This window comes from Providencia sp. PROV201 (assembly GCF_028479545.1).
Taxonomy (GTDB): domain Bacteria; phylum Pseudomonadota; class Gammaproteobacteria; order Enterobacterales; family Enterobacteriaceae; genus Providencia; species Providencia huaxiensis.
Window position 1 is genome coordinate 1 of sequence record NZ_JAMPNW010000020.1, and the last position, 25,048, is coordinate 25,048.

At 40.0% G+C, this 25,048-nt stretch carries 25 protein-coding genes; 7 read left to right on the forward strand and 18 right to left on the reverse strand.

Annotation, left to right across the window (positions count from 1 at the left end; translation table 11 throughout):
- Window positions 1-20: 20 nt before the first annotated feature.
- Window positions 21-587: a D-glycero-beta-D-manno-heptose 1,7-bisphosphate 7-phosphatase gene (gene gmhB / locus PR809_RS15280; protein ID WP_102139911.1), complete on the reverse strand. Its 567-nt coding sequence runs from the start codon at window positions 585-587 to the stop codon at window positions 21-23.
- 168 nt (window positions 588-755) lie between these two features.
- On the opposite strand from gmhB, the gene metN reads away from it, so the two are divergent.
- The 6 genes from metN to proS all read left to right on the forward strand — a co-directional run bounded on the left by metN (window position 756) and on the right by proS (window position 6,387).
- Window positions 756-1,787, forward strand: a complete 1,032-nt coding sequence (gene metN / locus PR809_RS15285) for a methionine ABC transporter ATP-binding protein MetN (protein ID WP_102139912.1) — start codon at window positions 756-758, stop codon at window positions 1,785-1,787.
- A complete protein-coding gene (gene metI, locus PR809_RS15290) occupies window positions 1,780-2,433 on the forward strand; it encodes a methionine ABC transporter permease MetI (protein WP_004257375.1) in 654 nt (217 codons plus the stop codon). Before metN ends, metI begins: the two co-directional genes overlap by 8 nt.
- Before the next feature lie 59 nt (window positions 2,434-2,492).
- Complete coding sequence (locus PR809_RS15295; RefSeq protein WP_004257378.1) at window positions 2,493-3,314, forward strand: MetQ/NlpA family lipoprotein; 822 nt, start codon at window positions 2,493-2,495, stop codon at window positions 3,312-3,314.
- Between the two features lie 126 nt (window positions 3,315-3,440).
- On the forward strand, window positions 3,441-3,842 hold the full coding sequence (gene rcsF / locus PR809_RS15300) for an Rcs stress response system protein RcsF (protein ID WP_102139914.1): 402 nt from the start codon (window positions 3,441-3,443) through the stop codon (window positions 3,840-3,842).
- Window positions 3,843-3,849: 7 nt separating this feature from the next.
- Complete coding sequence (gene tsaA, locus PR809_RS15305) at window positions 3,850-4,569, forward strand: tRNA (N6-threonylcarbamoyladenosine(37)-N6)-methyltransferase TrmO (RefSeq protein ID WP_195697652.1); 720 nt, start codon at window positions 3,850-3,852, stop codon at window positions 4,567-4,569.
- Window positions 4,570-4,668: 99 nt separating this feature from the next.
- A complete protein-coding gene (gene proS, locus PR809_RS15310) occupies window positions 4,669-6,387 on the forward strand; it encodes a proline--tRNA ligase (RefSeq protein WP_102139915.1) in 1,719 nt (572 codons plus the stop codon).
- 65 nt (window positions 6,388-6,452) lie between these two features.
- On the opposite strand, the gene chbG is transcribed toward proS, so the two are convergent.
- From chbG to PR809_RS15345, 7 genes are all read right to left on the reverse strand, one after another.
- Window positions 6,453-7,208 carry a chitin disaccharide deacetylase gene (gene chbG, locus PR809_RS15315; protein WP_206275846.1) on the reverse strand — a complete coding sequence of 252 codons (756 nt, stop codon included), beginning with the start codon at window positions 7,206-7,208 and terminating at the stop codon, window positions 6,453-6,455.
- Window positions 7,209-7,263: 55 nt separating this feature from the next.
- A complete protein-coding gene (locus PR809_RS15320) occupies window positions 7,264-8,601 on the reverse strand; it encodes a 6-phospho-beta-glucosidase (RefSeq protein WP_206275845.1) in 1,338 nt (445 codons plus the stop codon).
- Between the two features lie 109 nt (window positions 8,602-8,710).
- A complete protein-coding gene (gene chbR, locus PR809_RS15325; RefSeq protein ID WP_102139918.1) occupies window positions 8,711-9,577 on the reverse strand; it encodes a transcriptional regulator ChbR in 867 nt (288 codons plus the stop codon).
- 10 nt (window positions 9,578-9,587) lie between these two features.
- The gene (chbA, locus tag PR809_RS15330) at window positions 9,588-9,935 is read right to left on the reverse strand and encodes a PTS N,N'-diacetylchitobiose transporter subunit IIA (RefSeq protein WP_102139919.1); all 348 of its coding nucleotides are present in this window, start codon (window positions 9,933-9,935) and stop codon (window positions 9,588-9,590) included.
- Between the two features lie 43 nt (window positions 9,936-9,978).
- The gene (gene chbC / locus PR809_RS15335) at window positions 9,979-11,337 is read right to left on the reverse strand and encodes a PTS N,N'-diacetylchitobiose transporter subunit IIC (protein ID WP_036957985.1); all 1,359 of its coding nucleotides are present in this window, start codon (window positions 11,335-11,337) and stop codon (window positions 9,979-9,981) included.
- 114 nt (window positions 11,338-11,451) lie between these two features.
- Window positions 11,452-11,772, reverse strand: a complete 321-nt coding sequence (locus PR809_RS15340; protein ID WP_102139920.1) for a PTS sugar transporter subunit IIB — start codon at window positions 11,770-11,772, stop codon at window positions 11,452-11,454.
- 406 nt (window positions 11,773-12,178) lie between these two features.
- On the reverse strand, window positions 12,179-12,835 hold the full coding sequence (locus PR809_RS15345) for a copper resistance protein NlpE N-terminal domain-containing protein (protein WP_166264474.1): 657 nt from the start codon (window positions 12,833-12,835) through the stop codon (window positions 12,179-12,181).
- Between the two features lie 271 nt (window positions 12,836-13,106).
- Here PR809_RS15345 and rof point away from each other — a divergent pair, with 271 nt between their 5' ends.
- On the forward strand, window positions 13,107-13,370 hold the full coding sequence (gene rof / locus PR809_RS15350; RefSeq protein ID WP_102139922.1) for a Rho-binding antiterminator: 264 nt from the start codon (window positions 13,107-13,109) through the stop codon (window positions 13,368-13,370).
- Between the two features lie 63 nt (window positions 13,371-13,433).
- Here the strand turns inward: rof and tilS are convergent, their stop codons facing one another.
- The 10 genes from tilS to skp all read right to left on the reverse strand — a co-directional run bounded on the left by tilS (window position 13,434) and on the right by skp (window position 24,978).
- Window positions 13,434-14,786 (reverse strand): tRNA lysidine(34) synthetase TilS, encoded by a 1,353-nt coding sequence (gene tilS, locus PR809_RS15355; protein WP_206275844.1) that lies wholly within the window; start codon window positions 14,784-14,786, stop codon window positions 13,434-13,436.
- 13 nt (window positions 14,787-14,799) lie between these two features.
- The gene (locus PR809_RS15360; RefSeq protein ID WP_206275843.1) at window positions 14,800-15,687 is read right to left on the reverse strand and encodes a DMT family transporter; all 888 of its coding nucleotides are present in this window, start codon (window positions 15,685-15,687) and stop codon (window positions 14,800-14,802) included.
- Between the two features lie 120 nt (window positions 15,688-15,807).
- Complete coding sequence (gene accA / locus PR809_RS15365) at window positions 15,808-16,767, reverse strand: acetyl-CoA carboxylase carboxyl transferase subunit alpha (RefSeq protein ID WP_166264467.1); 960 nt, start codon at window positions 16,765-16,767, stop codon at window positions 15,808-15,810.
- A 12-nt stretch (window positions 16,768-16,779) separates the two neighbouring features.
- The gene (dnaE, locus tag PR809_RS15370) at window positions 16,780-20,262 is read right to left on the reverse strand and encodes a DNA polymerase III subunit alpha (protein ID WP_206275842.1); all 3,483 of its coding nucleotides are present in this window, start codon (window positions 20,260-20,262) and stop codon (window positions 16,780-16,782) included.
- A gap of 11 nt (window positions 20,263-20,273) precedes the next feature.
- A complete protein-coding gene (gene rnhB, locus PR809_RS15375; RefSeq protein WP_206275841.1) occupies window positions 20,274-20,867 on the reverse strand; it encodes a ribonuclease HII in 594 nt (197 codons plus the stop codon).
- Window positions 20,867-22,018 carry a lipid-A-disaccharide synthase gene (lpxB, locus tag PR809_RS15380; RefSeq protein WP_166264465.1) on the reverse strand — a complete coding sequence of 384 codons (1,152 nt, stop codon included), beginning with the start codon at window positions 22,016-22,018 and terminating at the stop codon, window positions 20,867-20,869. The genes rnhB and lpxB overlap by 1 nt, the downstream gene beginning before the upstream one ends.
- A gap of 44 nt (window positions 22,019-22,062) precedes the next feature.
- Complete coding sequence (lpxA, locus tag PR809_RS15385) at window positions 22,063-22,860, reverse strand: acyl-ACP--UDP-N-acetylglucosamine O-acyltransferase (RefSeq protein ID WP_102139929.1); 798 nt, start codon at window positions 22,858-22,860, stop codon at window positions 22,063-22,065.
- Window position 22,861: 1 nt separating this feature from the next.
- Window positions 22,862-23,314, reverse strand: coding sequence for a 3-hydroxyacyl-ACP dehydratase FabZ (gene fabZ, locus PR809_RS15390; RefSeq protein ID WP_004257450.1), 453 nt, complete (start codon window positions 23,312-23,314; stop codon window positions 22,862-22,864).
- Window positions 23,315-23,442: 128 nt separating this feature from the next.
- Window positions 23,443-24,480 carry a UDP-3-O-(3-hydroxymyristoyl)glucosamine N-acyltransferase gene (gene lpxD, locus PR809_RS15395; protein ID WP_102139930.1) on the reverse strand — a complete coding sequence of 346 codons (1,038 nt, stop codon included), beginning with the start codon at window positions 24,478-24,480 and terminating at the stop codon, window positions 23,443-23,445.
- Window positions 24,481-24,483: 3 nt separating this feature from the next.
- Window positions 24,484-24,978, reverse strand: a complete 495-nt coding sequence (skp, locus tag PR809_RS15400; RefSeq protein WP_004908780.1) for a molecular chaperone Skp — start codon at window positions 24,976-24,978, stop codon at window positions 24,484-24,486.
- Between the last annotated feature and the right edge of the window lie 70 nt (window positions 24,979-25,048).

The window sequence follows — 25,048 nt, forward strand, 5'->3', positions numbered from 1 at the left end:
TTGCTTATCACTCAAAACGACTATTTTTTGATTCTTTTTAAGGCTTCTGGCAGTTCTGCAATGCTACTAATAACAATATCAGCGTTATTTATTCCTTCATCTGTTACAGCTTCGCCACTTTTTACTAATACCGTTGTGCCAACTTTAGCTGCTTTTCCTGCTTGTATATCAGCGAGCTTATCACCCACCATAATAGAAGAAGCCATATCTATATTTAAAAATGATTGCGCATCTAATAGCATTCCAGGTTTTGGCTTACGGCAATTGCAGTCTTGGCGATATTCTTCAACATCAGCATCAGGATGATGCGGGCAAAAGTAAATACCGTCTAAGTCCACACCTCTGTCAGCTAATGACCAATCCATCCATTCAGTTAGTTGCATAAATTGGTCTTCTGTATAGATACCACGCCCAATACCAGACTGGTTAGTTACCACAACTAATGCATAACCCATTTTCTTTAATTCAATCATTGCCTCAATTGAACCTTCGATAAATTCGAAATCATCAATTTTGTGTACATAGCCATGATCGATATTAATTGTTCCATCTCTATCTAAAAAGACTGCTGGGATCCCGTTACTCACCTGTTCACTCCTAAAATTTAATCTCTTTTTAGTATCTCATGAAAAGAAATAAAAGGAGAATAGAATAAATAGAACAATCTTTATTGACTTAGACGTCTAGACGCCTTAACATCCAACATTATTAGATACACTATCTAAAAACAATTCAGATAAAGTTAGAAACTATAAATGATAAAGCTCTCAAATATTAATAAAGTTTTCCAGCAAGGAAGCCGTAACATTCAAGCGCTTACTGATATTAGCTTGCATGTGCCTGCTGGTCAGATCTATGGCGTTATTGGCGCTTCAGGTGCGGGTAAAAGTACGCTTATTCGTTGCGTGAACATGCTTGAGCGTCCAACTTCAGGCCAAGTTATTGTCGATGGACAAGATTTAACATCAATGACTGAAAAAACGTTGACGAGAGCACGTCGCGGCATTGGCATGATTTTCCAACATTTTAACCTGTTATCTTCACGTACTGTTTTTGATAACGTTGCTCTTCCTTTGGAGCTAGATAATACGCCTAAAGAAAAAATTAAAGAGCGAGTGAATGAATTACTCGATTTGGTTGGGTTAACTGAAAAGAAAGATGCATACCCAGCAAACCTTTCTGGCGGACAAAAACAACGTGTTGCTATCGCTCGCGCATTAGCTAATTCGCCTAAAGTATTGCTCTGTGACGAGGCGACAAGTGCATTAGACCCCGCAACAACGCGTTCAATTTTAGAATTATTGAAAGATATTAATCGCCGATTAGGCCTAACTATCTTATTGATTACTCACGAAATGGACGTTGTAAAACGTATTTGTGATCAAGTCGCTGTAATAAGTGGTGGGCAATTAATCGAGCAAGACAAAGTGAGCGAAGTATTCTCTCACCCGAAAACACCTGTCGCTCAAGCGTTTATTCAATCAACATTAGTGATTGATATTCCAGATGATTATAAAGAACGATTAAAAACAGAGCCAGGTAAGGACTCATCACCATTACTCAAACTTGAATTTACAGGGCAGTCTGTTGATGCTCCTTTAATTTCAATGGCTGTACGCAAGTTTGATATTGATATTAATATTTTAAGTTCACAAATTGACTACGCTGGTGGCGTAAAATTTGGGGTGATGTTAGCCGAGCTACATGGCATTAATGGTGGCGTTGAATCCACAATTGCATTTCTGAAAGAGCATCACGTGAAAGTAGAGGTTTTGGGTTATGTCTGAGAGAATGATTTATCTGCTGATTAACGGCACAATTGACACTATCACAATGACCTTTGTTTCCGGCTTTTTGGGCTTTGTTTTAGGTTTGCCATTAGGTGTATTGCTCTATATTACACGCAAAGACCAAGTAATGGAGAATGTAGGGCTATATCGAGCTCTTGCAGTTGTCGTAAATATTTTCCGTTCAGTGCCATTTATTATTTTACTGGTTTGGATTATTCCATTAACTTCGTTTCTTGTTGGGACGACTATTGGTTTAAAAGCGGCAATCGTGCCTTTAACAATTGGCGCTGCACCGTTTATCGCTCGCATGGTTGAAAATGCGTTATTAGAAATTCCAAGTGGCTTAATTGAATCAGCCCGTGCGATGGGAGCGACTCCGCTTCAGATTATTCGTAAGATTTTAATCCCAGAAGCATTACCAAGTTTAATTAATGCAGCCACTATCACATTAATTATGTTAGTCGGATATTCCGCCATGGGTGGTGCTGTTGGTGCCGGTGGTTTAGGACAAATCGCACTGCAATATGGTTATCAAACTTATAATCCTGTTGTGATGAATACCGTTATTGTTCTCCTCGTCATTTTAGTAAATCTAATTCAGTTTGGTGGCGAGTATTTAATGAAAAAAGTTTCACATCGATAGTTAGTAAAATAGCTGCGCCGTTGAGGTGCTTATAAAGTCCGTATTAAAGGGGTAAAACAATGTCTATTAAATTAAAATCTATCGCAGTTGTCGGCGCGCTATTAGGCACACTCGTTCTCACTGGTTGTGGTGAGAAAGAGAAAGATGCTAACAGCATTAAAGTTGGTGTGATCATGGGCAAAGAATTAGAAGTTGCTGAAGTCGCGCAAAAAGTTGCTAAAGAAAAGTATGGTTTAAATGTTGAGCTTGTTTCATTTAATGACTTCGTTTTACCTAATGAAGCATTGAGCAAAGGCGATATCGATGCAAATGCATTCCAACACAAACCTTATCTTGATCAGCAAATTAAAGATCGTAACTATAAATTAGTCCCTGTTGGAAATACCTTTATTTATCCAATTGCGGCTTACTCTAAAAAAATCAAGTCGGTAGATGAACTCGCTGATGGTTCACAAATTGCGTTACCAAATGACCCAACTAACTTGGGCCGTTCATTACTGTTACTACAGCAACAAGGTCTAATTAAATTAAAAGATGGTACAGGTTTAATGCCAACTGTTTTAGATGTTGTTGAAAATCCAAAGGATCTAAAATTTGTTGAGTTAGAAGCCCCTCAATTGCCTCGTGCTTTAGATGACCAAAAAATTGCATTAGCGATTATTAATACGACTTGGGCAAGTAGTGCGACACCTAAATTAACCCCAGCAAAAGATGGTTTATTTGTTGAAGATAAAGATTCACCATACGTAAATATTATTGTTGCTCGTGAAGATAATAAAGATAGCGAGAACGTAAAGAAATTTATTCAAGCATATCAATCGGATGAAGTGGCAAACAAAGCTAATGAAGTCTTCGATGGTGGTGCAGTTAAAGGTTGGTAATCTTTTTTATTATTTAAAAAGCGATTAAAATACTAGACGGCTTAACGCCGTCTAGTATTTTTTGTAATTTATAGACTATAAAAATATCACGGCATTATTTTGAACCACATAAGAAAGGTATAATTTATGAGACTGTTATTGCTCACTTTGGTGACATTTGTGTTAGCTGGGTGTGGAATTAACCAATACACGAGTCCAGGGCAAAATAAAGGTTTCACTAGTATGAAATTGTCTAAACCTGTACCGAGTGTGACAGAGCCAGACACAGCAAACGTTAAATTAATGAATAGCCCAGAAGAGTTATTAGGGATGCCTTTCAAAGATTTGGGTGTTGTCTCTGGGGAATCTTGTCGAGAAAGCGTTCAAAGCCCTCCGGCAAATTTAAATACCGCAAAAAACAGCATGTTATCACAAGCTGCCTATATTGCTGCTGATGCCGTACTTTTACATCAGTGCCAAACCATGACCTCTCCGGGGTGTTATCAGGCAACAATTTGTGAAGGCAGTGCATTACAAATTGTTGAATAAAGATCTTATGCAATCTTTTCAGTTTAATGTTATTGGGCACATTGAATCTCCGTATAAAGAAAAGTTTGCAATCCCTCGCCAACCTGGACTTGTTCAGGGAGGTGCGGGGCGCTTACATTTGCATTCGCCATTTAACGACCCTAATTCGGTACGAGGACTCAATCAATTTAGCCATGTGTGGGTTTTATTCGTTTTTCATCAAACGATGGAAAATGGTTGGAAACCACTGGTGCGTCCTCCAAGACTCGGTGGCAATGAAAAAATGGGGGTTTTCGCAACCCGTTCAACATTTAGGCCAAACCCAATAGGTATGTCACTTGTTGAATTACATGGAATAACAGTAAAAAACAACCAGGTGATCCTTGAGCTTGGTAGCCTTGATTTAGTTGATGGCACTCCTGTTATCGATATAAAACCTTATTTACCTTTTGCTGAAGCAGTATCAAACGCAACCGCAGGGTATGCGCAGGACACTCCTTCAGATGATATGCAGGTTATATTTACCCCACAAACAGAAACTGAATTAGATGCTTATCAAAATCACTATCCGGGCATTAAACAATTTATTTCACAAGTCTTAATGCAAGACCCTCGCCCCGCATACAAAAAACAATCGACTGAAACTCGTGAGTATGCAGTCCATTTATTAGATTTTAATATTCGTTGGCGAGTAATTGATGGTGTGACTGAAGTATTCGCTATCGAACCATGCGAAAAATCACGTTAACCCCTTTTGGCAAGCCTCCGTCACTGGTAGACTAGCTCACTATATACCTTGGCAAATAAATCGTTTGCCATAACTTATTGTTCTAATGGAACCTATACAATGCGTACTAGCAAATATCTGCTCTCAACTCTAAAAGAGACCCCTGCGGATGCAGAAGTTATCAGCCATCAGCTGATGCTGCGTGCAGGAATGATCCGTAAACTTGCTTCAGGTCTGTATGACTGGTTACCCACCGGTGTGCGTGTTCTACGTAAAGTAGAAACCATCGTTCGTGAAGAAATGGAAAATGCAGGCGCTATAGAGGTATCTTTACCCGTTGTTCAACCTGCAGATTTATGGCAAGAAAGTGGTCGTTGGGAACAGTATGGTCCTGAATTGCTACGTTTTGTTGATCGTGGTGAGCGCCCGTTTGTTCTCGGTCCGACTCATGAAGAAGTGATCACAGATTTAGTGCGTAACGAAATCACATCTTACAAACAATTGCCATTGAATTTATTTCAAATTCAAACCAAATTCCGTGATGAAGTTCGCCCACGTTTTGGTGTGATGCGTTCACGTGAATTTATTATGAAAGATGCATATTCTTTCCACATTAGCCAAGAATCATTGCAAGAAACCTATGATGCAATGTACGAAGCCTACACCAAAATTTTCACACGTATTGGTTTTGACTTTCGTGCTGTTCAAGCTGATACCGGTTCTATCGGTGGCAGCGCATCCCACGAATTCCAAGTATTAGCGAAAAATGGTGAAGATGACGTCATTTTCTCTACTGAATCTGATTACGCAGCTAATATTGAATTTGCAGAAGCATTAGCACCAACAACACCACGTGGCGCTCCAACAGAAGAAATGCGTCTGGTGGATACACCAAATGCAAAAACAATCGCGGAGCTTGTTGAACAATTCAATTTACCTGTTGAAAAAACCGTTAAAACATTGATTGTTCATGCGAAAAAGGATTCAGGCCATACACTAGTCGCTTTGTTAATTCGAGGCGACCATGAGTTAAATGAAATCAAAGCAGAAAAACATCCTTTAGTCGCTAGCCCATTAGAATTTGCCACTGAAGCTGAAATCAGAAATGCGGTGAATGCAGGCCCTGGATCTTTAGGCCCTGTAAATATGCCACTACCGATTGTTATCGACCGTAGCGTTGCAGTAATGAGCGATTTTGGTGCAGGTGCAAATATTGATGGTAAACACTATTTTGGCATCAACTGGGAACGTGATTTAGCATTACCACAAGCTTTTGATTTACGTAACGTTGTTGAAGGTGACCCAAGCCCAGATGGTAAAGGTGTACTGCAAATTAAACGCGGTATCGAAGTTGGTCATATATTCCAATTAGGCACTAAATATTCAGAAGCAATGAAAGCTTCAGTCCAGAATGAGGATGGGCATAACCAAATCGTCACTATGGGTTGTTATGGTATTGGTGTAACGCGCATTGTTGCCGCTGCTATTGAACAAAGCCATGATGATCGCGGAATTATTTGGCCGGATGCAATTGCTCCGTTCCAAGTGGCTATTTTACCGATGAATATGCACAAATCTTATCGTGTTAAAGAAGTTGCAGAAAAACTTTATGCTGACCTAAAAGCAAACGGTATTGATGTAATTTTCGATGACCGTAAAGAGCGCCCAGGCGTGATGTTTGCCGATATGGAGCTGATTGGTGTTCCATACACTATCGTTATTGGTGACCGTAACTTAGACAACAACCAAATTGAATATAAATCACGCCGTAGTGATGATAAAGAACTGGTTGGCCTAGAAAATATCATTAGCTTCCTAAAAGGTAAGCTCGGTAAATAAAATAGGTTAAAAGCTAGAAAATAAAGCCCAAATGTCAGTTATTTCATTGAATTTGGGCTTTTTCTTTAAATATCGCGATACGAACCAATCTTAAAACCATGCGCCAAAATCTGTGATTTTAAACTCTCAGATGTTAATACTTCCAATTCATTTAAACGTGGATAAGCATAGTTACTTTTTAGTAGTGCATTATCAATAAAAGCAGGATGGCTCATAACTTCAATAGAGTTATTCCCTTGCGCTTTAGCTTCATTAATAATCTTCAAAAACAACGCTTCTGAAATTTCATCACCATAAAACTCACTACTGAAACAGTCAGTGCTTGCCACTTGATATGATAATGGCGGCCAATTTTTCTCTAATTGGCGATCAACTCGTAACGCAACCCCCTTTTCTTGGGCGAAAGCTACAACAATTGGAAAAATACCCTCAATCATATGAACATGATGATGGCTATCAATATGGCTCGGTTTTCGACCAAAAATTTCGATAAATTTTTGATATTGCTGATTTAGTTCTTGTTCAATTTCAACCAATGGTAAGTCATTAATATCAATATCCCAAAGCCATTTACCCAACATTCCATCACGGCTGAGTGTCGGCATTGATGAGAAAGGCTTCCCAGCCGTTAAAACAAAATGCATACCCACAGCTAGATTCGGATTTTCTTGGCTTAATTTAGCTGCATGGGATATTGCGGGCATATTCATCATCGCGCTTGTTGAATGAACAACCCCATTACGATGAGATTCGATAATGCCGTAATTAACCGCTTCACAGAGTCCAAAATCATCGGCATTCACAATAAGTAATATAGCCATATGCTCTCCCTTAACACTATAAGCTATTAGCTTATTAACCTTCTTGCTCAAGCTGTTATATTGCTTTAGCAAAGTTCGGTAGATATTTTTTATGAGCGATAAGTAATTCCTTAGAAATTAAACGCGCATCGTTATCAGAGTGAATTAATGGGTTCAAATTCATCGCCAATAATACATCATTAAACTGGCCATTTACTGCGGCTTGGCTAGTGGTAATTTCAAAATTTTTTAAGGTATAAATTAAGCCAAGGACTTTATCATCAAAGTGTTTTACACGTGGGTGCGGTTTTGCACCATCACGGCCTAATATACATGTCATTTCGACTGTCCAGTCTTCAGGGATATTATCGATATGTCCATGATGTGGAATATTGACGTAGTGCTCAGTTTGTTTGTCATTGTATATCGCATTGATGACTTCACAAGCCGCATCTGAATAATAAGCTCCACCTCTTAATTCAAGCTCTTTAGGTTTTACATCTAATGTCGGGTTTTTGTATAGTTCAAAGAGTTGATGTTCAACTTTTTGGACAATTTGTGCCCTAGCGCCACCTTTATAATATTCGCCAAGCTCAATTGCTAGCATCTCCTTAGGTTTAAAGTAATACAATAAGTAAGAGCATGGGATCAGATTTAATCCACGAATTAGGCCTTCGTCAAAAGCAAGATCAGTAATGTTTTTAACTGAATTTGCACTTAACGTTCCAGAGGCAATACCCTCTAATAATTCATTAAATCGCGATGAACCATTTACAATAACATCTTTGATAAAAACCATATGGTTTAAACCAAATAAATCGATAGATAACTCATCGCTATTAGATAATTTTAAAACATCGGTAATAAACATTTTCATACCGATTGGGATATTACAAACACCAATAAAACGTTTGAAGTTGGTATGGCGATATACCGCTTCAGTTACCATCCCTGCTGGGTTGGTAAAATTAATCACCCATGCGTTAGGGCAGATCTCTTCGACATCTTTAATAATGTCAAAAATCACAGGTATAGTTCGTAGCCCTTTAAATAAACCACCAGCTCCATTGGTTTCTTGTCCTAAATAACCATGTTTTAAGGGGATTGATTCATCTAATTCACGTGCTTTTAATTGCCCAACTCTTAATTGAGTTGTGACAAAATCAGCGTCTTTTAATGCTTCTCGCCTATCAAGCGTTTTAAATATTTTGAGTGGTATATTGGCATGTTTAACCATTCGCTCGCATAAATTATAGATAATATCTAATTTTTCTTTACCTTCTTCAACATCCACTAGCCACAATTCAGTAATAGGTAATTCATGGTAGCGTTTAATAAAACCTTCCAGCAATTCAGGAGTGTAGCTACTCCCCCCACCAATAGTGACAACTTTTAATTTCTGTTTCTGAGTCATATTAACCTCATTGTACCTTTATAATAGACATAGAAAAGCACACCATCTTTATAAAAAAGATGGATATGCTAGAGATTTTTAGAAATGGAAAGCTTATTTAGGTAATAATTTAACCTACCATTTTTTGTTCAACACTAAATAGATTTTTTCGGTAATCACTCGGTGTTAATGAAGTTAGCTCTTTAAATTTTTTCACAAATAAACTTGGACTGCTATAACCTGATTCAAAAGCAATATCTGTAATTGAATAGTTAGTTATTTCAAGTTGCTTTTTAGCAAAATTAATTCTGATATCATTAATAATCTGCATTGGCGTTTTGCCATAATAACGTTTTGTTGCTCGGGTTAAGTATTCTTGTGATTTCCCCGTTATAGAGATCATATTTTGTAGAGCACTTTCACTAAACATAGCGATATCATGCATTTCTTCCAATGTACTTTTTAGCCACTGAGGTGCATCATCTCGCATACTTTTTTCACGATAATGACGCAATCGATTTACCACATTAAATGTAACTAATTCAATAAATTCATTAAATTCACTGTCGCGAAAATTTAACGATGCGATCACAGACTCTATATAAGCCATAAATTCATTTTTCAATTGATAGCCTTGTGATGCAACAAAACAACTTGGTAATAGTGGTAAATAATGTTTATCAAAAAATGATTTGCTAATACCTACATTCAATATTCGTGTTGGCCCAAAATCATAAGAGCTTTCGTGATAAGAGCCTATCGGAAGAAAAATAAAATCACCTCGCTCTAATAAAACTTTTTTTCCATTAATTATTTGATAACAACGACCCGTTAAAACGATCATATACTCATAATAATCATGTTGATGCAGTCCACTTGCACTCTCAACTTTATTATAAATAAAGACATGAAAGGTTTTATTATTAAAAAGCTCACTTTCTTGAACTAGTTTAACTTCAGCATTAGTGTCGGTTCTATTCATCAGTGCCTGCATCATGGCTCCCTCTCTAATGGTTTAATTTTTCATGTAACTCAATTAACTCTGTAATTAATTCACGGGCTAACATGGCATTCATTAAATGATCTTGTGCATGAACCAGAACTAAACTAACTTTGATCCGCCCCTCCCCCATATCACTTTCAATCAATTGAGTTTGCACTTTATGCGCCTCATTCAGCGAAGAGTGCGATTGCTCCATTAAACTTTTTGCTGTCGCAAAATCACCTTCTTTCGCCTTTTTTAATGCGGTATAAGCTAAGCTTCTTGCTTGTCCTGCATTAATAATCAGTCCCATGACAACTTCTTCAAGTTCATCTGTAGTGGTATCGTCTTGGATATCATTAAGTTCAAACATATTTTTATCTCTTTTTAATGGGAGGAGCACGCTCCTCCCTATTTTAAAACTTCAGTGCGTTAGCAATATCTTCTTCACTTTCTTCTTCATCGATTGTGTTTTGTGCTTTATTCGAAATCACAACGAATGGAAGATAAACGAGTACCGCCACACCAAGGTTAAATAATGCAAGTAATAAGGCAGCGATACTACCATTAGTATTGAAGAATGCAGCTAGCCCTGTTGGCATTGTCCATGGTGCGATATTCGTCACTGGTGGGATAATCCCTAAATAATAAGCTGCAACCATTATTCCTGCTAATAGAGGCTGAATAAGAATAAATGGAATAAACATTACTGGGTTCATAATGATCGGCAGACCAAAGATAATCGGCTCATTAATTTGGAAAATACCTGCTGGTAATGCTAATTTCGCAACCTGGCGATGATCGGCACGACGAGATGCAATAAAGATAGCAATAATTAATCCTAATGTAGCCCCGGTTCCACCTAAGAATACATAGGAATCAAGCATCGGTTTTGCCCACATATGGAAAGATTTACCCGCGGCAATCGCAGCGTCAACTGAACCATACTCTGCATATAAAGACACGTTTTCTAATGCCCACGGAGTCATTATTCCACTGTCTAATGCGGTTAATGCGAGAGAGCCGTGAATACCAAAGAACCATAATAGAGAGGTAAATACAACATATGCCCAGCCAACAACATTCCCCATAGAGGCAAGTGGTGTGGATACTGTGTCCATAATGATTTGATGGAAATTACTACTAATACCACTTAGTGCCCACGACACAATTCCCATAATCGATAAGATAATAAAACCAGGAATAAGTGCAGAAAATGAGCGAGATACGGATGGCGGTACACTATCTGGTAATCTAATCACCCAATTACGGCGAACAATAAAAGTGAACATTTCAGCAACGACTAGCCCTAGAATGATCCCTGAAATGATATTTGCCCCACCGAGCCAATTAGCACCAACGGCATAAGCACCATTGACGTCATATGGTGTGACTGTCATAAAAGAAGCAACAGCCAACAAACCAGCAGCAAGTGGATCAACCTTGCGCTCTTCCGCAAGTGCCATTGCAATAAAGAAAGGGGCCATTAAGGACATAATTCCCAATGTCCCGTTATAAACGTTTCCACCAATGGCTTTAAAACCATTTAGTGTTTCTATCGTTGAAGGCTCTAGTCTAACCCCCAAAGAATAGAAAAATGACCCTGTATCAAAGCTCAGAAAAACATTATTAATTAACACAAACATTGCCCCAACTAAGGTCAGAGGCATAATTCGAATAAAACCATTCTTTATTGCATTAACATGAGGTTGCTTTCCCAATCTAACCGCGAATGGAAGGAGTACCTTTTCAAGCGAAGTGATAAAAAGACTCATAAAAATACCCTCAATTTTTTGAGTGTGCTCCATTCTTAACTCATTACGTTATATTAATAGCGTTAATGTTGATGGAGTTATTATGTTGTAGAGGTAGTAAATAGCTTGTGGGTATTAGCTTGCTGTCTGTTTTCTTATAATTGCAACAGCGGCTTTTAGTACACCAAGCCCATCCACTTTTCCGTATAAAAGTGAATCAATAACTTCAACTGGCTTATTAGGCAATAATTTCTGAATATCAGATAACATCCATGCAATTTGCGGGCCCAGCAATATGACATCCGCATCTACACCTTTTTCTGAAGCTAAGCTTTCAGGGAAGGCTTCTATATTGACAGGTACATCGTATTTTTCTGCTTGCTGTCTCATTTTGTTAACTAGCAGTGAGGTAGACATTCCTGCAGAACAAAATAGATAAATATTTTTCTTATTCATTCCTTATCCTTTGATTCGTTCTATTTTTCATTACCGCTGTGACTTATAAATTTTCTTATAGACTTATCATGTAATCAAACCTTGCACACTAAAGAAAATAATTATCTCTAGTTGAATGGAGTATACTGCCTTCCCTGCATTTCCGATAATTCAAACTAGCTAACAATTGTCTCCTATTGACCAATAGCCATGACGACCTTCACATTTATATAAATATTTTGCGTCAATAAAAAAGTTATACTGATATCAAATAATGATAAAAATGAATGAGAATTAGGTAATACGAGGTTTTAGTTGATAATTTAGGAAACCTGAAACAAAAAAGACCCACTTCAACAGAAGTGGGTCTCAGGCTGCGGCCAAACATATGATGTTTGGCCGCAAGTTTAATAGGTTTTTAAATAAATTAGTTACAAGAAGCCGTTTTGTCGAATTTAATTGCACCTGTTGGTACTAAAGCAGCATCAAACTGGCCATCTTCCATTGAAGGGCGGATTGTATAATAACCTTCAATTTCAGCGTAGACAGGTGTACCACCATCTACCCCCGTTTCACCATATGCTTTTTCTAATTCAACACCAGAAACAGCGTATTGGCGACCACTATCGCACTCTTTGAAAACAGCTGCATCTGCCATATAGCGGTACTGCCCCACTTTTTTACTTGGCTTAACTTGGTCTAGTGTATAATTCATCTGTGTTTCAATCGGATTACCTTCTAAATCCAGTAAGGTCACTGATTGGCCATCTGCCGATTGGGCAAAATAAGTACTTTCACCTTTAGGATTAGTTGCACGTAATTTGTTATTTTCTATATCCCATTTACCAGTATCATGGAAAGCGGTATCGCCATCTCGGGTTCCTAAATAAACGAGTTGCTCAACATAACTACCATCTTGGTTAACTAACAATGTTGCCTCAATACCAGAGCAATCAGCGCAAGGTAAAACCCCTGTATACACTTTATCGACTGGTGCTGTATCGGTATTTTTTGTCGCACTCTGGCAACCAGCTAACGTAATGCTTCCAGTCACCATTAAGACTAACATTAGTGATTTTTTCATTATAATTCCCTTAAAACCGTGGATTTTGACTTATTAACCAATGTAAACATCATAGCATTTCATCTAATAAAAATATGGCATACCTAAGAAAATTCGGACATTACTGATAAAATACGTCATGCATTGATTTGGTGAATAAGAATTGTCTTTTTCCCTTCGCTGTGATTATAGTTATTAAAGTTACTGTGCTATTATCGTATTAAGCACATTTCTGCTTGGTACAACATGTTCAAGGCGGCAATAACCGCCACTAACACAGTGGTGAGGGAATATGTCTACAGATACTGAATATCAACCTATCAATTGTGATGATTACGAATATCTAGAAATCGCATGCCAACGTCAGCTAAAGTTGCAAATAGCACTTAATGACGGCATGAATATTGAGGGGCAGGCCAGTGATTTACTCCTACGAAAAAAAGTTGAGTACCTGATTGTTGAAACACATGAAGGAACCAAGGAGTTAAGATTGGATTGCATAATTTCCTTCAGTCATCCAGAAATCGGCACGATTGTTGTCGACCACTCTCACTAATACTCACGATTTTGAGTCCTTCTATAGCCCCTTATGGTAATCACAGTCATAAGGGGCTTCTCATTAGTTCAACATCTTAAATTCACCCTCTTTTTGCCAATCGATGGCAATACCCAGAGACGCTTCATCAACTAGCCCTTCAGGGGTAATAAAGCACCCTACTGCGGTAATGAGCTGGTCGTTATAATAAATTAATGGCACTCTTTCTCTCATCCATGGAGCTACGCCTAATTCTTGCCAGATCTTCTTACTGCTTCTGGAACGATGACGCCCTACAATGTTTAGCGTGCCTTGCAGCCCAAAACGAATTGTCACAATTTCATCTGGTTTGGGCGGACGTATTTGCCCCTCACCTTCCATAATCTGTAAAATTCCTAAAGATCCAGGCAATTCAAAGACATCAGGGAAATTCCATTCAAACTGTTGATTTACTAAGCTATTAATACGCTTAACAACCCACAATGCGCCTTGATAACGACGAATTTCAAATTGCCCTAACTGGCAAATAGGGTCAGCGTCTTGCCGAGCTAACGCCACTTCTTGCCAAATTCGTTCCAATTGGTTAAATGGCGGCATTGGTAACTGGTGCAACCCAACCCAGCGACGGATGAGTGCATTACGCTTTGATGATGAGCAGGCTTTCAGGTCATCAATAAATAGCCCACCTCGATAGTCCATCATGTTTTCAAGGGTATCTTTTAATAATTCATCGAGTAAGCTTTCTTGCTCCGCACATAGCGCTGCACTACGGGCCACTGCACTGGAAAAGTGAGGCCAGCGCTCAACCAAAATGGGCATGATATTCAATCGCAAAAAATTTCTATCATAACGGTCATCTTGGTTACTATCGTCTTCAACCCACGATAATTTCTGCTCTTGCATATAAGCTTCTAGCGCTATGCGAGACGTTGTAAGTAATGGACGTAACAACCATGTTGAGCCACTACACGCTGTAAAAGCTAATAATTCAGGCATTGAAGATAACCCAGCAGGCCCACTGCCACGCTTTAACGCTAACATGAAAGTTTCTGCTTGGTCATCAAGGTGTTGAGCTGTGACTAACACCTCACCACCTTGTAATTCTTCTCGGTAAGCCTGATAACGAGCATCTCGTGCCGCAGCTTCAATTCCTTTTTGGCTCGAGTCAACCACTACATGTCTGCAAATGAAAGGAATGTCCCACTGTAAACATAATTGAGCACAGTGCTGCTCCCATTCATTTGCTTTACTATTCAACCCATGGTGAACATGAATAGCGCGAATTTCTAGTGAAGGGAGTTGCTGTTGCCGAATAAGATAAAGCGCATGTAATAAAACAGTTGAATCAATACCGCCACTAAATCCCACTAGAATTTTTTGAATACCATTTATTTTATTGAGAACCCGTTCAACAATGACTTGCGAATGCTGTATCATTTATTCGCCCTTCTCATAATTTTTGACCATGTTTTTTTGTACCAACACACAAAACACCAGAAATAATTACTAGTAATACCCCTGCAACATAAGCGGCTTCAAAAGCATCATTTAATATCAAGACCAACCAAAACACTGATAATACGGGAGATAAAAACACCACTGATGCAATTTTAGCCGAATGCCCTGTATTCATCGCCTTGAACCACAAAATATAAGACACCCCATTGATTAAAATGCCATTAACCAATGTTGGCCAAAAAGTCGTTTTTGATGGTAATCGCATCTCACTAAATAATATCAGTAAAACAAAAGAAACCAGCGTTGAAAAAATAAATAACCACATAGTACTAATATAGGGGTCTATCGAATATTGGCGAGAAAAAACTGACATTAGTGCAAAGCAAAATGCACCACTAAAAACCAGTAATAATGCTGTTGGATTTTCAACATGAAGTTGTGTAATTTGCCCTTTGGTAAAAGTAATAATTACTGCAATAAAACCGATGATGATACCAACTACTTGTCTTCCCGCTAATTTGTCTTTTAGCAATACCACTGATAACAAGATAATAACTAATGGCCAACTATATTGAATGACCAATACGGCGATACCATTTTCAATGGAATAGCCGTAGTACAGTAACAAATAGAATAAACAATCAAGAAAACCAAGAACAAAGACTTTAACTAGTACATCTCTTGGTAAGATAAACAATTTTGCCAGTCTATACCCTGAAGCAAGTGCAACAATAATCACAGATATCGCTGAAATTAAGTTCGACCAGAAAAGGAATTGGAAGCTATCCATGCCTTCTTGCCCAAAACGAGAGACAATAGGAATAAAGCTCCATATCAATACGCAAGTAAAAGCATATAGCAAATAATTATATTGTCGCACCCTAGCCCCTATCTATTGTTATTTTCAGCAGATGGATAATTAAAATAAATAGCTTGAATAAAAAACGGGAGCTAGCAAAAAGCAAACTCCCGTTTTTTATTAACGATTAGCGGTTAATGATCAACAATAACCATAGTCCATCAGGCGCTGATAGCGACGGTTTTTCAACGCTTCGGCATCTAATACTTCTAATTCATCTAAATCCTCAGTCAGGCGTGCTTTTAGCTGTTCTGCGATTTCATCATAATTACGATGTGCACCGCCTAATGGCTCAGGAATAACATTATCAATTAATTTCAGTTCTTTAAGACGTGGAGCAGTAATCCCCATCGCCTCTGCTGCTAATGGTGCTTTATCTGCACTTTTCCATAAAATAGAAGCACAGCCTTCTGGTGAAATAACAGAATAAGTACTGTATTGCAGCATATTGACTTTATCACCCACACCGATGGCAAGTGCACCACCAGAGCCACCTTCACCAATAACGGTACAGATGACAGGGACTGATAAACGTGACATTTCACGTAAATTACGTGCGATAGCTTCTGACTGGCCGCGCTCTTCAGCACCAACGCCCGGATAAGCACCTGGAGTGTCAATAAAGGTAATAATAGGCAAGTTAAAACGCTCAGCCAGTTCCATCAGACGCAATGCCTTACGGTAACCTTCTGGGGCTGGCATACCAAAATTACGACGGATTTTTTCTTTTGTCTCACGCCCTTTCTGATGCCCAATAATCATTACTGGGCGACCATCTAAACGCGCCATTCCACCGACAATGGCTTTATCATCTGCATAAGCACGATCACCCGCTAATTCTTGGAAATCAGTAAATATGCGAGAAATATAATCCAACGTATATGGACGACGTGGGTGACGAGCGAGTTTAGCGATTTGCCAAGCTCCTAGATCAGAGAAAATTTTACGTGTCAGTTCAACACTTTTTTCACGTAAACGAGCAACCTCTTCATCTAGGTTGACTTCTAAGTTGTTATCTTGACGGCTAACCGCTGTTAGAGAATCAATTTTCGCCTCTAATTCTGCGATTGGCTGTTCAAAATCAAGAAAATCCAGACTCATAATATTCCTATTTTAGTCAAATTCTAATTCTACCTGCTCACTACCCAGCAGAGTTCGAAGATCGTTCAGAAGGGGATCCACTGGCGTCACACGCCAAACAACACCAAATTTAAGCTTGGCTCTGGCATCATCCTTCTGGTAATACAGATGAACCGGGATCGTTCCTGAACGATGAGGTTCAAGAGTGCTACGAAGCCGGTTCAGCAATTGATCGTTAATTTGTTTATCTGACAGTGAAATTGCAAGTCCTCGAGCATATTTTTCCCTTGCTTCACTAATATCCATTAACTCACGCACTGTCATTTTATTACCACCATTGAAATCATCAAAGCTGACCTGACCGGTGGCTATCAGGATATTGTCTTTTTCCAACATATGTTGGTATTTATCGAGCGCATCTGAAAATAACATAATATCCAGACGACCGGAACGATCATCAAGCGTACAAATACCAATTCTATTTCCACGCTTGGTTGTAATCACTTTAGCTGAAAGTACTAAACCTACCACAGTTGTCACTTGACCACGAGGGGTGGGGTTCACATCTTTTAATCTAAGCCCGTTAGTATAACGCTCTATTTCGCTCAAGTATCGCGTTATTGGATGCCCTGTTAAATATAAACCAAGCGTCTCGCGTTCACCATCCAATACCACCTGCTCTGGCCATTTAGGTACGCTTGCATATGAACTTTCAACTTGTTCGGGTGCTTCAGCTAAGACACCAAACATATCTGCTTGGCCTATTGCCTCTGCTTTAGCGTGTTGATCAGCCGCTTTTAACGCATCTTCAAGGGAAGACATCAATGCTGCACGGTGAGGGCCTAATCGGTCAAATGCCCCTGCCATGATAAGCTTTTCCATCACACGACGGTTAATTTTTTTAATATCAACTCGTGCACAGAGGTCAAAAATCTCTTTAAATATGCCGCCTTGTTGACGCGCTTCAACAATCGCTTCAATCGGGCCTTCACCGACCCCTTTAATTGCACCGATACCGTAAACTATCTCACCTTCATCATTCACATGGAAGTGATAAAGCCCACTATTGATATCTGGCGGCAATACTTTTAAGCCCATTCGCCAACATTCATCAACTAAACCGACCACTTTCTCGGTGTTATCCATATCTGCGGTCATGACTGCTGCCATAAATTCAGCGGGATAGTGGGCTTTGAGCCACAGTGTTTGGTATGAAACTAATGCATATGCTGCTGAGTGAGATTTGTTAAACCCATAACCGGCAAATTTCTCTACCAAGTCAAAGATTTTCATCGATAGTTCGCCATCAACCCCGTTTTTGATTGATCCCTCTTCAAAAACAGACCGTTGTTTAGCCATCTCTTCAGGTTTCTTTTTCCCCATCGCACGACGCAGCATATCTGCACCGCCAAGCGTGTATCCGGCTAAAACCTGAGCAATCTGCATAACCTGTTCTTGGTATAAAATAATGCCATATGTGGGCTCTAGAACAGGTTTTAATGATTCATGTTGCCATTGTACATCTGGGTACGATATTTCTTCACGACCATGCTTACGGTCAATAAAGTTATCTACCATGCCTGACTGCAGTGGCCCTGGACGGAACAATGCTACCAGTGCGATCATATCCTCGAAGCAGTCAGGACGTAATCGCTTAATTAAGTCCTTCATTCCTCGTGATTCTAACTGGAATACTGCTGTGGTTTCTGAGCGCTGCAGCATATCAAAACTTTTTTGATCGTGTAGCGGAATAGCAGCAATATCAATCGGCTCTAAGTTTTTCTTAGCGCGACGCGCGTTGATCATTTCCAACGCCCAGTTAATAATCGTCAACGTACGCAAACCAAGGAAGTCAAACTTAACTAATCCTGCATACTCAACATCGTTTTTATCGAATTGTGTGACGGGGTTATTGCCTTCCGCATCACAATACAGTGGGGCAAAGTCCGTAATTTTAGTTGGAGCGATAACCACCCCACCCGCATGTTTACCTGCATTTCGTGTGACACCTTCGAGTTTACGCGCCATATCGATAAGCGCTTTAACCTCTTCATCAGCCTCATAAATTTCAGGGAGCTGAGGTTCTGCTTCGAACGCTTTTTCCAGTGTCATACCGGGATCTGGCGGCACTAATTTCGAAATTCTATCCACAAAACCATATGGGTGCCCGAGTACACGACCAACATCTCGGATCACCGCTTTTGCCGCCATCGTACCAAAGGTAATGATTTGAGAAACTGCCTCACGGCCATACATTTGAGCCACGTGATCAATCACTTGGTCTCGTTTTTCCATGCAGAAATCGACGTCAAAGTCAGGCATGGAAACACGCTCAGGATTCAAGAAACGCTCAAACAGTAAATCAAATTCCAGTGGGTCAAGGTCGGTAATTTTTAATGCATAAGCAACAAGGGAACCCGCCCCGGAGCCTCGTCCTGGCCCAACGGGTACGCCATTATCCTTCGACCATTGGATAAACTCCATAACGATCAAGAAGTAGCCGGGGAAACCCATTTGGTTGATTACGTTGAGTTCGATCTCTAAACGTTCATCGTACTCAGGACGTTTTTCTGCCCTGACTTTTTCATCAGGAAACAGAAATTCTAAACGCTCTTCGAGCCCTTCTTTAGAGCGCATAACTAAAAAGTCTTCTGTTTTCATATCCCCTGTCGGGAATTGAGGTAAGAAGTATTCACCTAAACGGATCGTCACATTACAACGCTTAGCAATTTCTACACTGTTTTCTAGCGCTTCAGGGATGTCAGCAAACAGCTCACACATCTCTTCTTCGGAACGTAAATATTGCTGAGGGCTATAATTTTTAGGCCTTTTGGGATCGGCTAATGTAAAACCATCATGAATAGCAACACGTATTTCATGAGCGTCAAAATCACTACTTTCAATGAAACAAACATCATTCGTTGCAACGACAGGTAGGCCTTTTTTAGTCGCTAACTCGACAGCCGCATGTAGATAACTTTCTTCATCAGGCCGCCCTGTTCTAACCAATTCTAAATAGTAGCTATCTGGAAAATGGGTTTCATAGAATGCAAGGCACTCATCCACTAAGGCTTGATTTCCCCTTAATAGAAATTGCCCGACATCCCCTTTACGGCCACCGGACAGTAAAATCAAGCCGTCTTTATGCTTGGCTAGCCATTCACGTTTTATGGTTGGCCCAACTGCACCATAACCTTTTTGGTATGCTTCAGAAATCAGTAGGGTAAGGTTTTGATAACCTTCATTATTACGTGCTAAAACAGTTAAGTGAGATATTTCATCACCTAATAATTCACTTTCCACATAAAAATCAGCACCAATAATTGGCTTGATCCCCGCCCCATGCGCTGCACCATAAAACCGGACTAACCCACAAAGGTTAGTAAAATCGGTGATCGCAAATGCAGGCATGCCCATCGAAGCCACTTTTTTAACCAGTGGCCCCGTTTTGGCTAGCCCATCAATCATGGAATAGTCACTGTGGACGCGTAAATGAATAAAACGAGGTGATGCCATCGACCTAATACCTACTTATTGCTGTCTAAAGCTTTTCTCACAGGAGCAAAGCTTTTACGATGGAATTCGGTTGCGCCATGCTGCGCCAATTTTTCTAAATGATAAGCCGTTGGGTAGCCTTTATGCTTCGCAAAACCATACTCAGGGAAAGCTTTGTCTAACTCGACCATTTCCCTATCTCTAATCACTTTAGCTAAAATGGATGCTGCGCTAATTTCTTGTACTAGACTGTCGCCTTTAATTACTGCCTGTGAAGGCATTGGTAACTCAGGGCAACGGTTGCCATCAATGAGAACATACTCAGGAACAATGGATAAACCCGCAACAGCACGCTGCATCGCTAACATGGTTGCGTGTAATATATTTATATTATCAATTTCTTCTGGCTCTGCGCGGCCAATGCACCAACACAGCGCTTTTTCCTGAATTTCATCAAATAATTTCTCACGTTTTTTTTCGGTGAGTTTTTTTGAGTCTGCCAGCCCTGTAATTGGCTTATTGGGATCAAGGATCACCGCTGCAGTTACTACAGCTCCAACTAAGGGGCCTCGACCCACTTCATCAACACCAGCAATTAAATTTGCTTTTGGATAGATAAATTCCATTAATTTTTGACCATCTCTAATACTGCTTCAGCCGCTTGTTTATCTGCATCACAACAAATAAGCTGATGTAATTGTAAAAAAGTTTCTTTCAGGTTTTCAACCTGCTCGCCACCTTCTAGGAGTGGAAGCAACTGCTGTGCGAGTTTATCAGGCTGGCATTCCTCTTGTAGTAACTCTTTGACAATCTCTTTTCCTGCTAACAAATTAGGCAAAGAAACATATGGCGTTTTCACTAACCGTTTTGCTAACCAGAAGGTGAAAGGTTTCATACGATACCCCACTACCATTGGGCATTTTGTTAGCATACATTCAAGTGCTGCCGTTCCTGACGCTAATAAAGTCGCATCAGCTGCAATCATTGCATCACGAGCTTGTCCATCTAAAATATGAATTTGCAGTTCAGGCGTAGTATTTTGTTTTATCTCATCAAACTGCTGGCGGCGTTTTTCATTCACCAACGGCACCACAATATGTAAATCTGGGATATTACGCTGTAATATTTTCGCTGTATTGAGAAAATCTGCGCTTAGCATTTCGACTTCTGAATGACGACTTCCCGGCAGTAAAGCTAAACATTTGACATGCTCAGGAATATTCAGCCGATGTCGAGCGGCTTGTTTATCAGGGTGTAATGGAATGGCATCGGCCATTGTGTGCCCGATAAAACGGCAAGGAACATTAAAACGATCGTAAAATGCTTTTTCAAAAGGTAAGAAAGCTAATACTAAATTCGTTGAACGACCAATTTTAAATACCCGCTTTTGGCGCCACGCCCAAACTGATGGGCTAACGTAATGAATAGTTTTGATACCTTTCGATTTTAAACGACCTTCTAAGGTAATATTAAAATCAGGGGCATCAATTCCAACAAAAACATCGGGTTGCAGTTCGGTAAAACGCTGGGTTAAATCCTTACGGATGGATAATAACCTAGGCAGGCGGCCAAGGACTTCAACAATGCCCATGACAGCAAGCTCTTCCATTTCATACCAAGCTTCGCAACCCTCGGCTTGCATTAAAGGGCCAGCGACACCAACAAAGCGAGCATTCGGTATTTGTTCTTTAAGTGCACGGATAAGCCCTGCACCGAGAATATCGCCAGATGTTTCTCCGGCAACAAGGCCAATAGTAAGTGGGCGGCTATTATTCACCGAAATTCGCTCCTTATTAAAGGCCTCGATTCATTAATGCTAGATTAACGAATAATACCACGTTTAGACTGCGCTGAATCCTCTAAGAAATCACTAAACACTTTAACGTGTTCATTGGCTTTTGCCATTTCTGCGATCTCTTCACGGGCTTCTTCTAACGATTTGCCTGAACGATACAACACCTTGTATGCATTACGGATAGCATGCAGTGATTCTTTTTCAAAACCACGGCGTTTTAAACCTTCAAGATTTAAACCAAATGGTGTCGCGTGGTTACCTTGTGCAATGACATAAGGCGGCACGTCTTGTGCAACACCAGAACAACCACCAACCATGACATGAGCACCAATTTTGCAAAATTGGTGAACTGCGGTCATACCACCAATAATGGCATAATCACCCAATGTTACATGGCCACCTAGCGTACCGTTATTTGCAATAATACAACGGTTTCCAATGATACAATCATGGGCAATGTGCACATTCACCATCAGTAAATTGTCGTTGCCCACTTTTGTCAGGCCAACATCTTGAACGGTACCACGGTGAATAGTGACGCTTTCGCGAATACGGTTTCTATCCCCGATTTCAACTCGCGTTGGTTCACCTTGGTATTTAAGATCTTGGTTAATTTCACCGATGGAAGCGAACTGGAAAATCACATTGTCACGGCCTATTTTTGTATGACCATTAACGACAACATGAGATTTCAACTCAGTACCTTCGCCAATTTCGACATTCGCGCCAATATAGCAAAAAGGGCCAATTTGAACATTGGCACCGATGATAGCTCCATCTTCTACGATAGAAGATGGATGAATATAGGCTGTATTATCAATCATATCAGACCTCACGGCGACGGGCGCACATCATTTCTGCTTCGCAGGCCACTTCTCCATCAACTTTAGCAACACCTTTAAAACGTGCAACTCCGCGACGTTCTTTGATAAATTCAACTTCTAAGACCATTTGGTCCCCAGGCAGAACTGGACGTTTAAAACGCGCATTGTCTATCGCTGCAAAATAGTACAACTCACCAGGCTCTAATTTCCCAACGCTTTTAAACGCAAGGATCCCAGTTGCTTGTGCCATGGCTTCTAAAATTAATACGCCAGGAAAAATGGGTTTGCTTGGGAAGTGCCCTTGGAAAAATGGCTCGTTAAATGACACATTTTTCACTGCACGCAATGATTTGCCTTTTTCAAAATCTAATACACGGTCAACCAAAAGGAATGGGTAACGGTGTGGAAGCAGTTCTAAGATTTCTTCTATATTCAGAGTATGATTATCACTCATCGAAATACTCTTCCTGTCTATTAATACGGTTTAATTAATGAATCGGCCTGCTTTAACCTTAGATTAGGTTAACTGGCAGGCCGGAAAACGTAACTCAGATAACTATTTTAGCCTGAATTACAAAATGATTACTGATTTTTTTGATTTTGGCTATCTAATTCACGCTCGACATGTTTCAGGCGCTTATTCATCTCATTGATATTTAAGACTAAAGCAGCTGTTTTACGCCAAGATTTATTAGGCTGTAAAGGGATCCCCGAAGAATATACTCCCGGTTCAGTGATAGGTCTCATGACCATCCCCATTCCTGTTACTGTGACCTTATCGCAAATTTCCATATGGCCGTTGATGACACTAGCACCACCAATCATACAGTAGCGGCCGATTTTTAAACTACCCGCCATGATAACACCACCAGCAACCGCGGTATTATCACCAATTATGACATTATGTGCAATTTGGCACTGGTTATCGATAATAACCCCATTACCAATCACTGTGTTATCTAAAGCACCGCGGTCAATGGTCGTGCTCGCACCGATCTCAACACGATCGCCGATGATCACCGTGCCTAATTGAGGAATTTTGATCCAATTACCACGATCATTCGCATAGCCGAAACCATCAGAGCCAATTACTGTGCCAGATTGAACCAAACAGTGTTCGCCAATCTCAACATTGTGGTATACGCTGACATTCGCCCACAAACGGGTTCCTGTACCAATACGCGTATTTTTGCCCACAAAACAACCTGCGCCAATCACCACATTATCGCCAAGCTCAACACCACTTTCGATAACCGCATTTGCGCCAATTGCGACATTCTTACCAAGTTTTGCATCATCAGCAATGACCGCTGATGCATGGATATCTTCAGCCGGACTTGGCGTTGTATCCATAATTTGAGCCATTTTCGCATAAGCCAGATACGGGTTATCAACAACCAGTGCTGCGACTTTGCAGGCTTCGAGATCTTTTGCTGTGAGAACCACCGCAGCAGCTTGGCAATCAGCCAATTTATCGCTATAACGGCTATCAGATAGAAAAGTAATCTGTTGATTATTCGCTGAATGCATTGGAGCAATACCGGTGATGGTAATATCACCATCACCGTGTAATTGCGCATTCAACTGCTGAGCAAGGTCAGCCAATCGAATTGAAGACATCTATTATTTAACCTGTTTTTGAACCTGACTTGTAATGTCAACGCTATCTTTTGCATAAGCAACTGCATTTGCATCGATAACGACATCATAGCCTTCTTTAGCTGCAACAGACTTAATAGAGTTCTGAATACGAGTTAAAATTTTAGTACGCTCTTCACCTTGACGACGACGGTTGTCTTCTTCAAATTTTTGAGCTTTTTCAGCAAATTGATCACGTTTAGTCATGAGTTCAGATTCAAGCTTTTCGCGCTCACTTTGTTTCATTGTTGCACCATCACGGCGCAATTTTTCAACACGAGTTTGCAAATCTTTTTCTAGATTTTGTAACTCAGTAGCACGACTTTTGAATTCACTTTCAAGCTGTTTAGCAACGGCTTCACGCGCAGGCATATTTTGGAAAATTTCACCAACATTGACGATAGCGATTTTCTCAGCATAAGCACCCGCAGACATTGCTAAAGCAATACTCACACCCGCTGCACACAACAATTTTTTCACACTAAACTCCTTAACCCATACGTATGGCTGGAAATTTTGGTTGCTCCCATGAAATCATGGGAGCCATCAT

Coding starts and splice junctions, on each gene's coding strand:
- metN (WP_102139912.1), top strand. CDS start 756: ATGATAAAGCTCTCAAATATTAATAAAGTTTTCCAGCAAGGAAGCCGT.
- metI (WP_004257375.1), top strand. CDS start 1,780: ATGTCTGAGAGAATGATTTATCTGCTGATTAACGGCACAATTGACACT.
- PR809_RS15295 (WP_004257378.1), top strand. CDS start 2,493: ATGTCTATTAAATTAAAATCTATCGCAGTTGTCGGCGCGCTATTAGGC.
- rcsF (WP_102139914.1), top strand. CDS start 3,441: ATGAGACTGTTATTGCTCACTTTGGTGACATTTGTGTTAGCTGGGTGT.
- tsaA (WP_195697652.1), top strand. CDS start 3,850: ATGCAATCTTTTCAGTTTAATGTTATTGGGCACATTGAATCTCCGTAT.
- proS (WP_102139915.1), top strand. CDS start 4,669: ATGCGTACTAGCAAATATCTGCTCTCAACTCTAAAAGAGACCCCTGCG.
- chbG (WP_206275846.1), bottom strand. CDS start 7,208: ATGGCTATATTACTTATTGTGAATGCCGATGATTTTGGACTCTGTGAA.
- PR809_RS15320 (WP_206275845.1), bottom strand. CDS start 8,601: ATGACTCAGAAACAGAAATTAAAAGTTGTCACTATTGGTGGGGGGAGT.
- chbR (WP_102139918.1), bottom strand. CDS start 9,577: ATGATGCAGGCACTGATGAATAGAACCGACACTAATGCTGAAGTTAAA.
- chbA (WP_102139919.1), bottom strand. CDS start 9,935: ATGTTTGAACTTAATGATATCCAAGACGATACCACTACAGATGAACTT.
- chbC (WP_036957985.1), bottom strand. CDS start 11,337: ATGAGTCTTTTTATCACTTCGCTTGAAAAGGTACTCCTTCCATTCGCG.
- PR809_RS15340 (WP_102139920.1), bottom strand. CDS start 11,772: ATGAATAAGAAAAATATTTATCTATTTTGTTCTGCAGGAATGTCTACC.
- PR809_RS15345 (WP_166264474.1), bottom strand. CDS start 12,835: ATGAAAAAATCACTAATGTTAGTCTTAATGGTGACTGGAAGCATTACG.
- rof (WP_102139922.1), top strand. CDS start 13,107: ATGTCTACAGATACTGAATATCAACCTATCAATTGTGATGATTACGAA.
- tilS (WP_206275844.1), bottom strand. CDS start 14,786: ATGATACAGCATTCGCAAGTCATTGTTGAACGGGTTCTCAATAAAATA.
- accA (WP_166264467.1), bottom strand. CDS start 16,767: ATGAGTCTGGATTTTCTTGATTTTGAACAGCCAATCGCAGAATTAGAG.
- dnaE (WP_206275842.1), bottom strand. CDS start 20,262: ATGGCATCACCTCGTTTTATTCATTTACGCGTCCACAGTGACTATTCC.
- rnhB (WP_206275841.1), bottom strand. CDS start 20,867: ATGGAATTTATCTATCCAAAAGCAAATTTAATTGCTGGTGTTGATGAA.
- lpxA (WP_102139929.1), bottom strand. CDS start 22,860: ATGATTGATAATACAGCCTATATTCATCCATCTTCTATCGTAGAAGAT.
- fabZ (WP_004257450.1), bottom strand. CDS start 23,314: ATGAGTGATAATCATACTCTGAATATAGAAGAAATCTTAGAACTGCTT.
- lpxD (WP_102139930.1), bottom strand. CDS start 24,480: ATGTCTTCAATTCGATTGGCTGACCTTGCTCAGCAGTTGAATGCGCAA.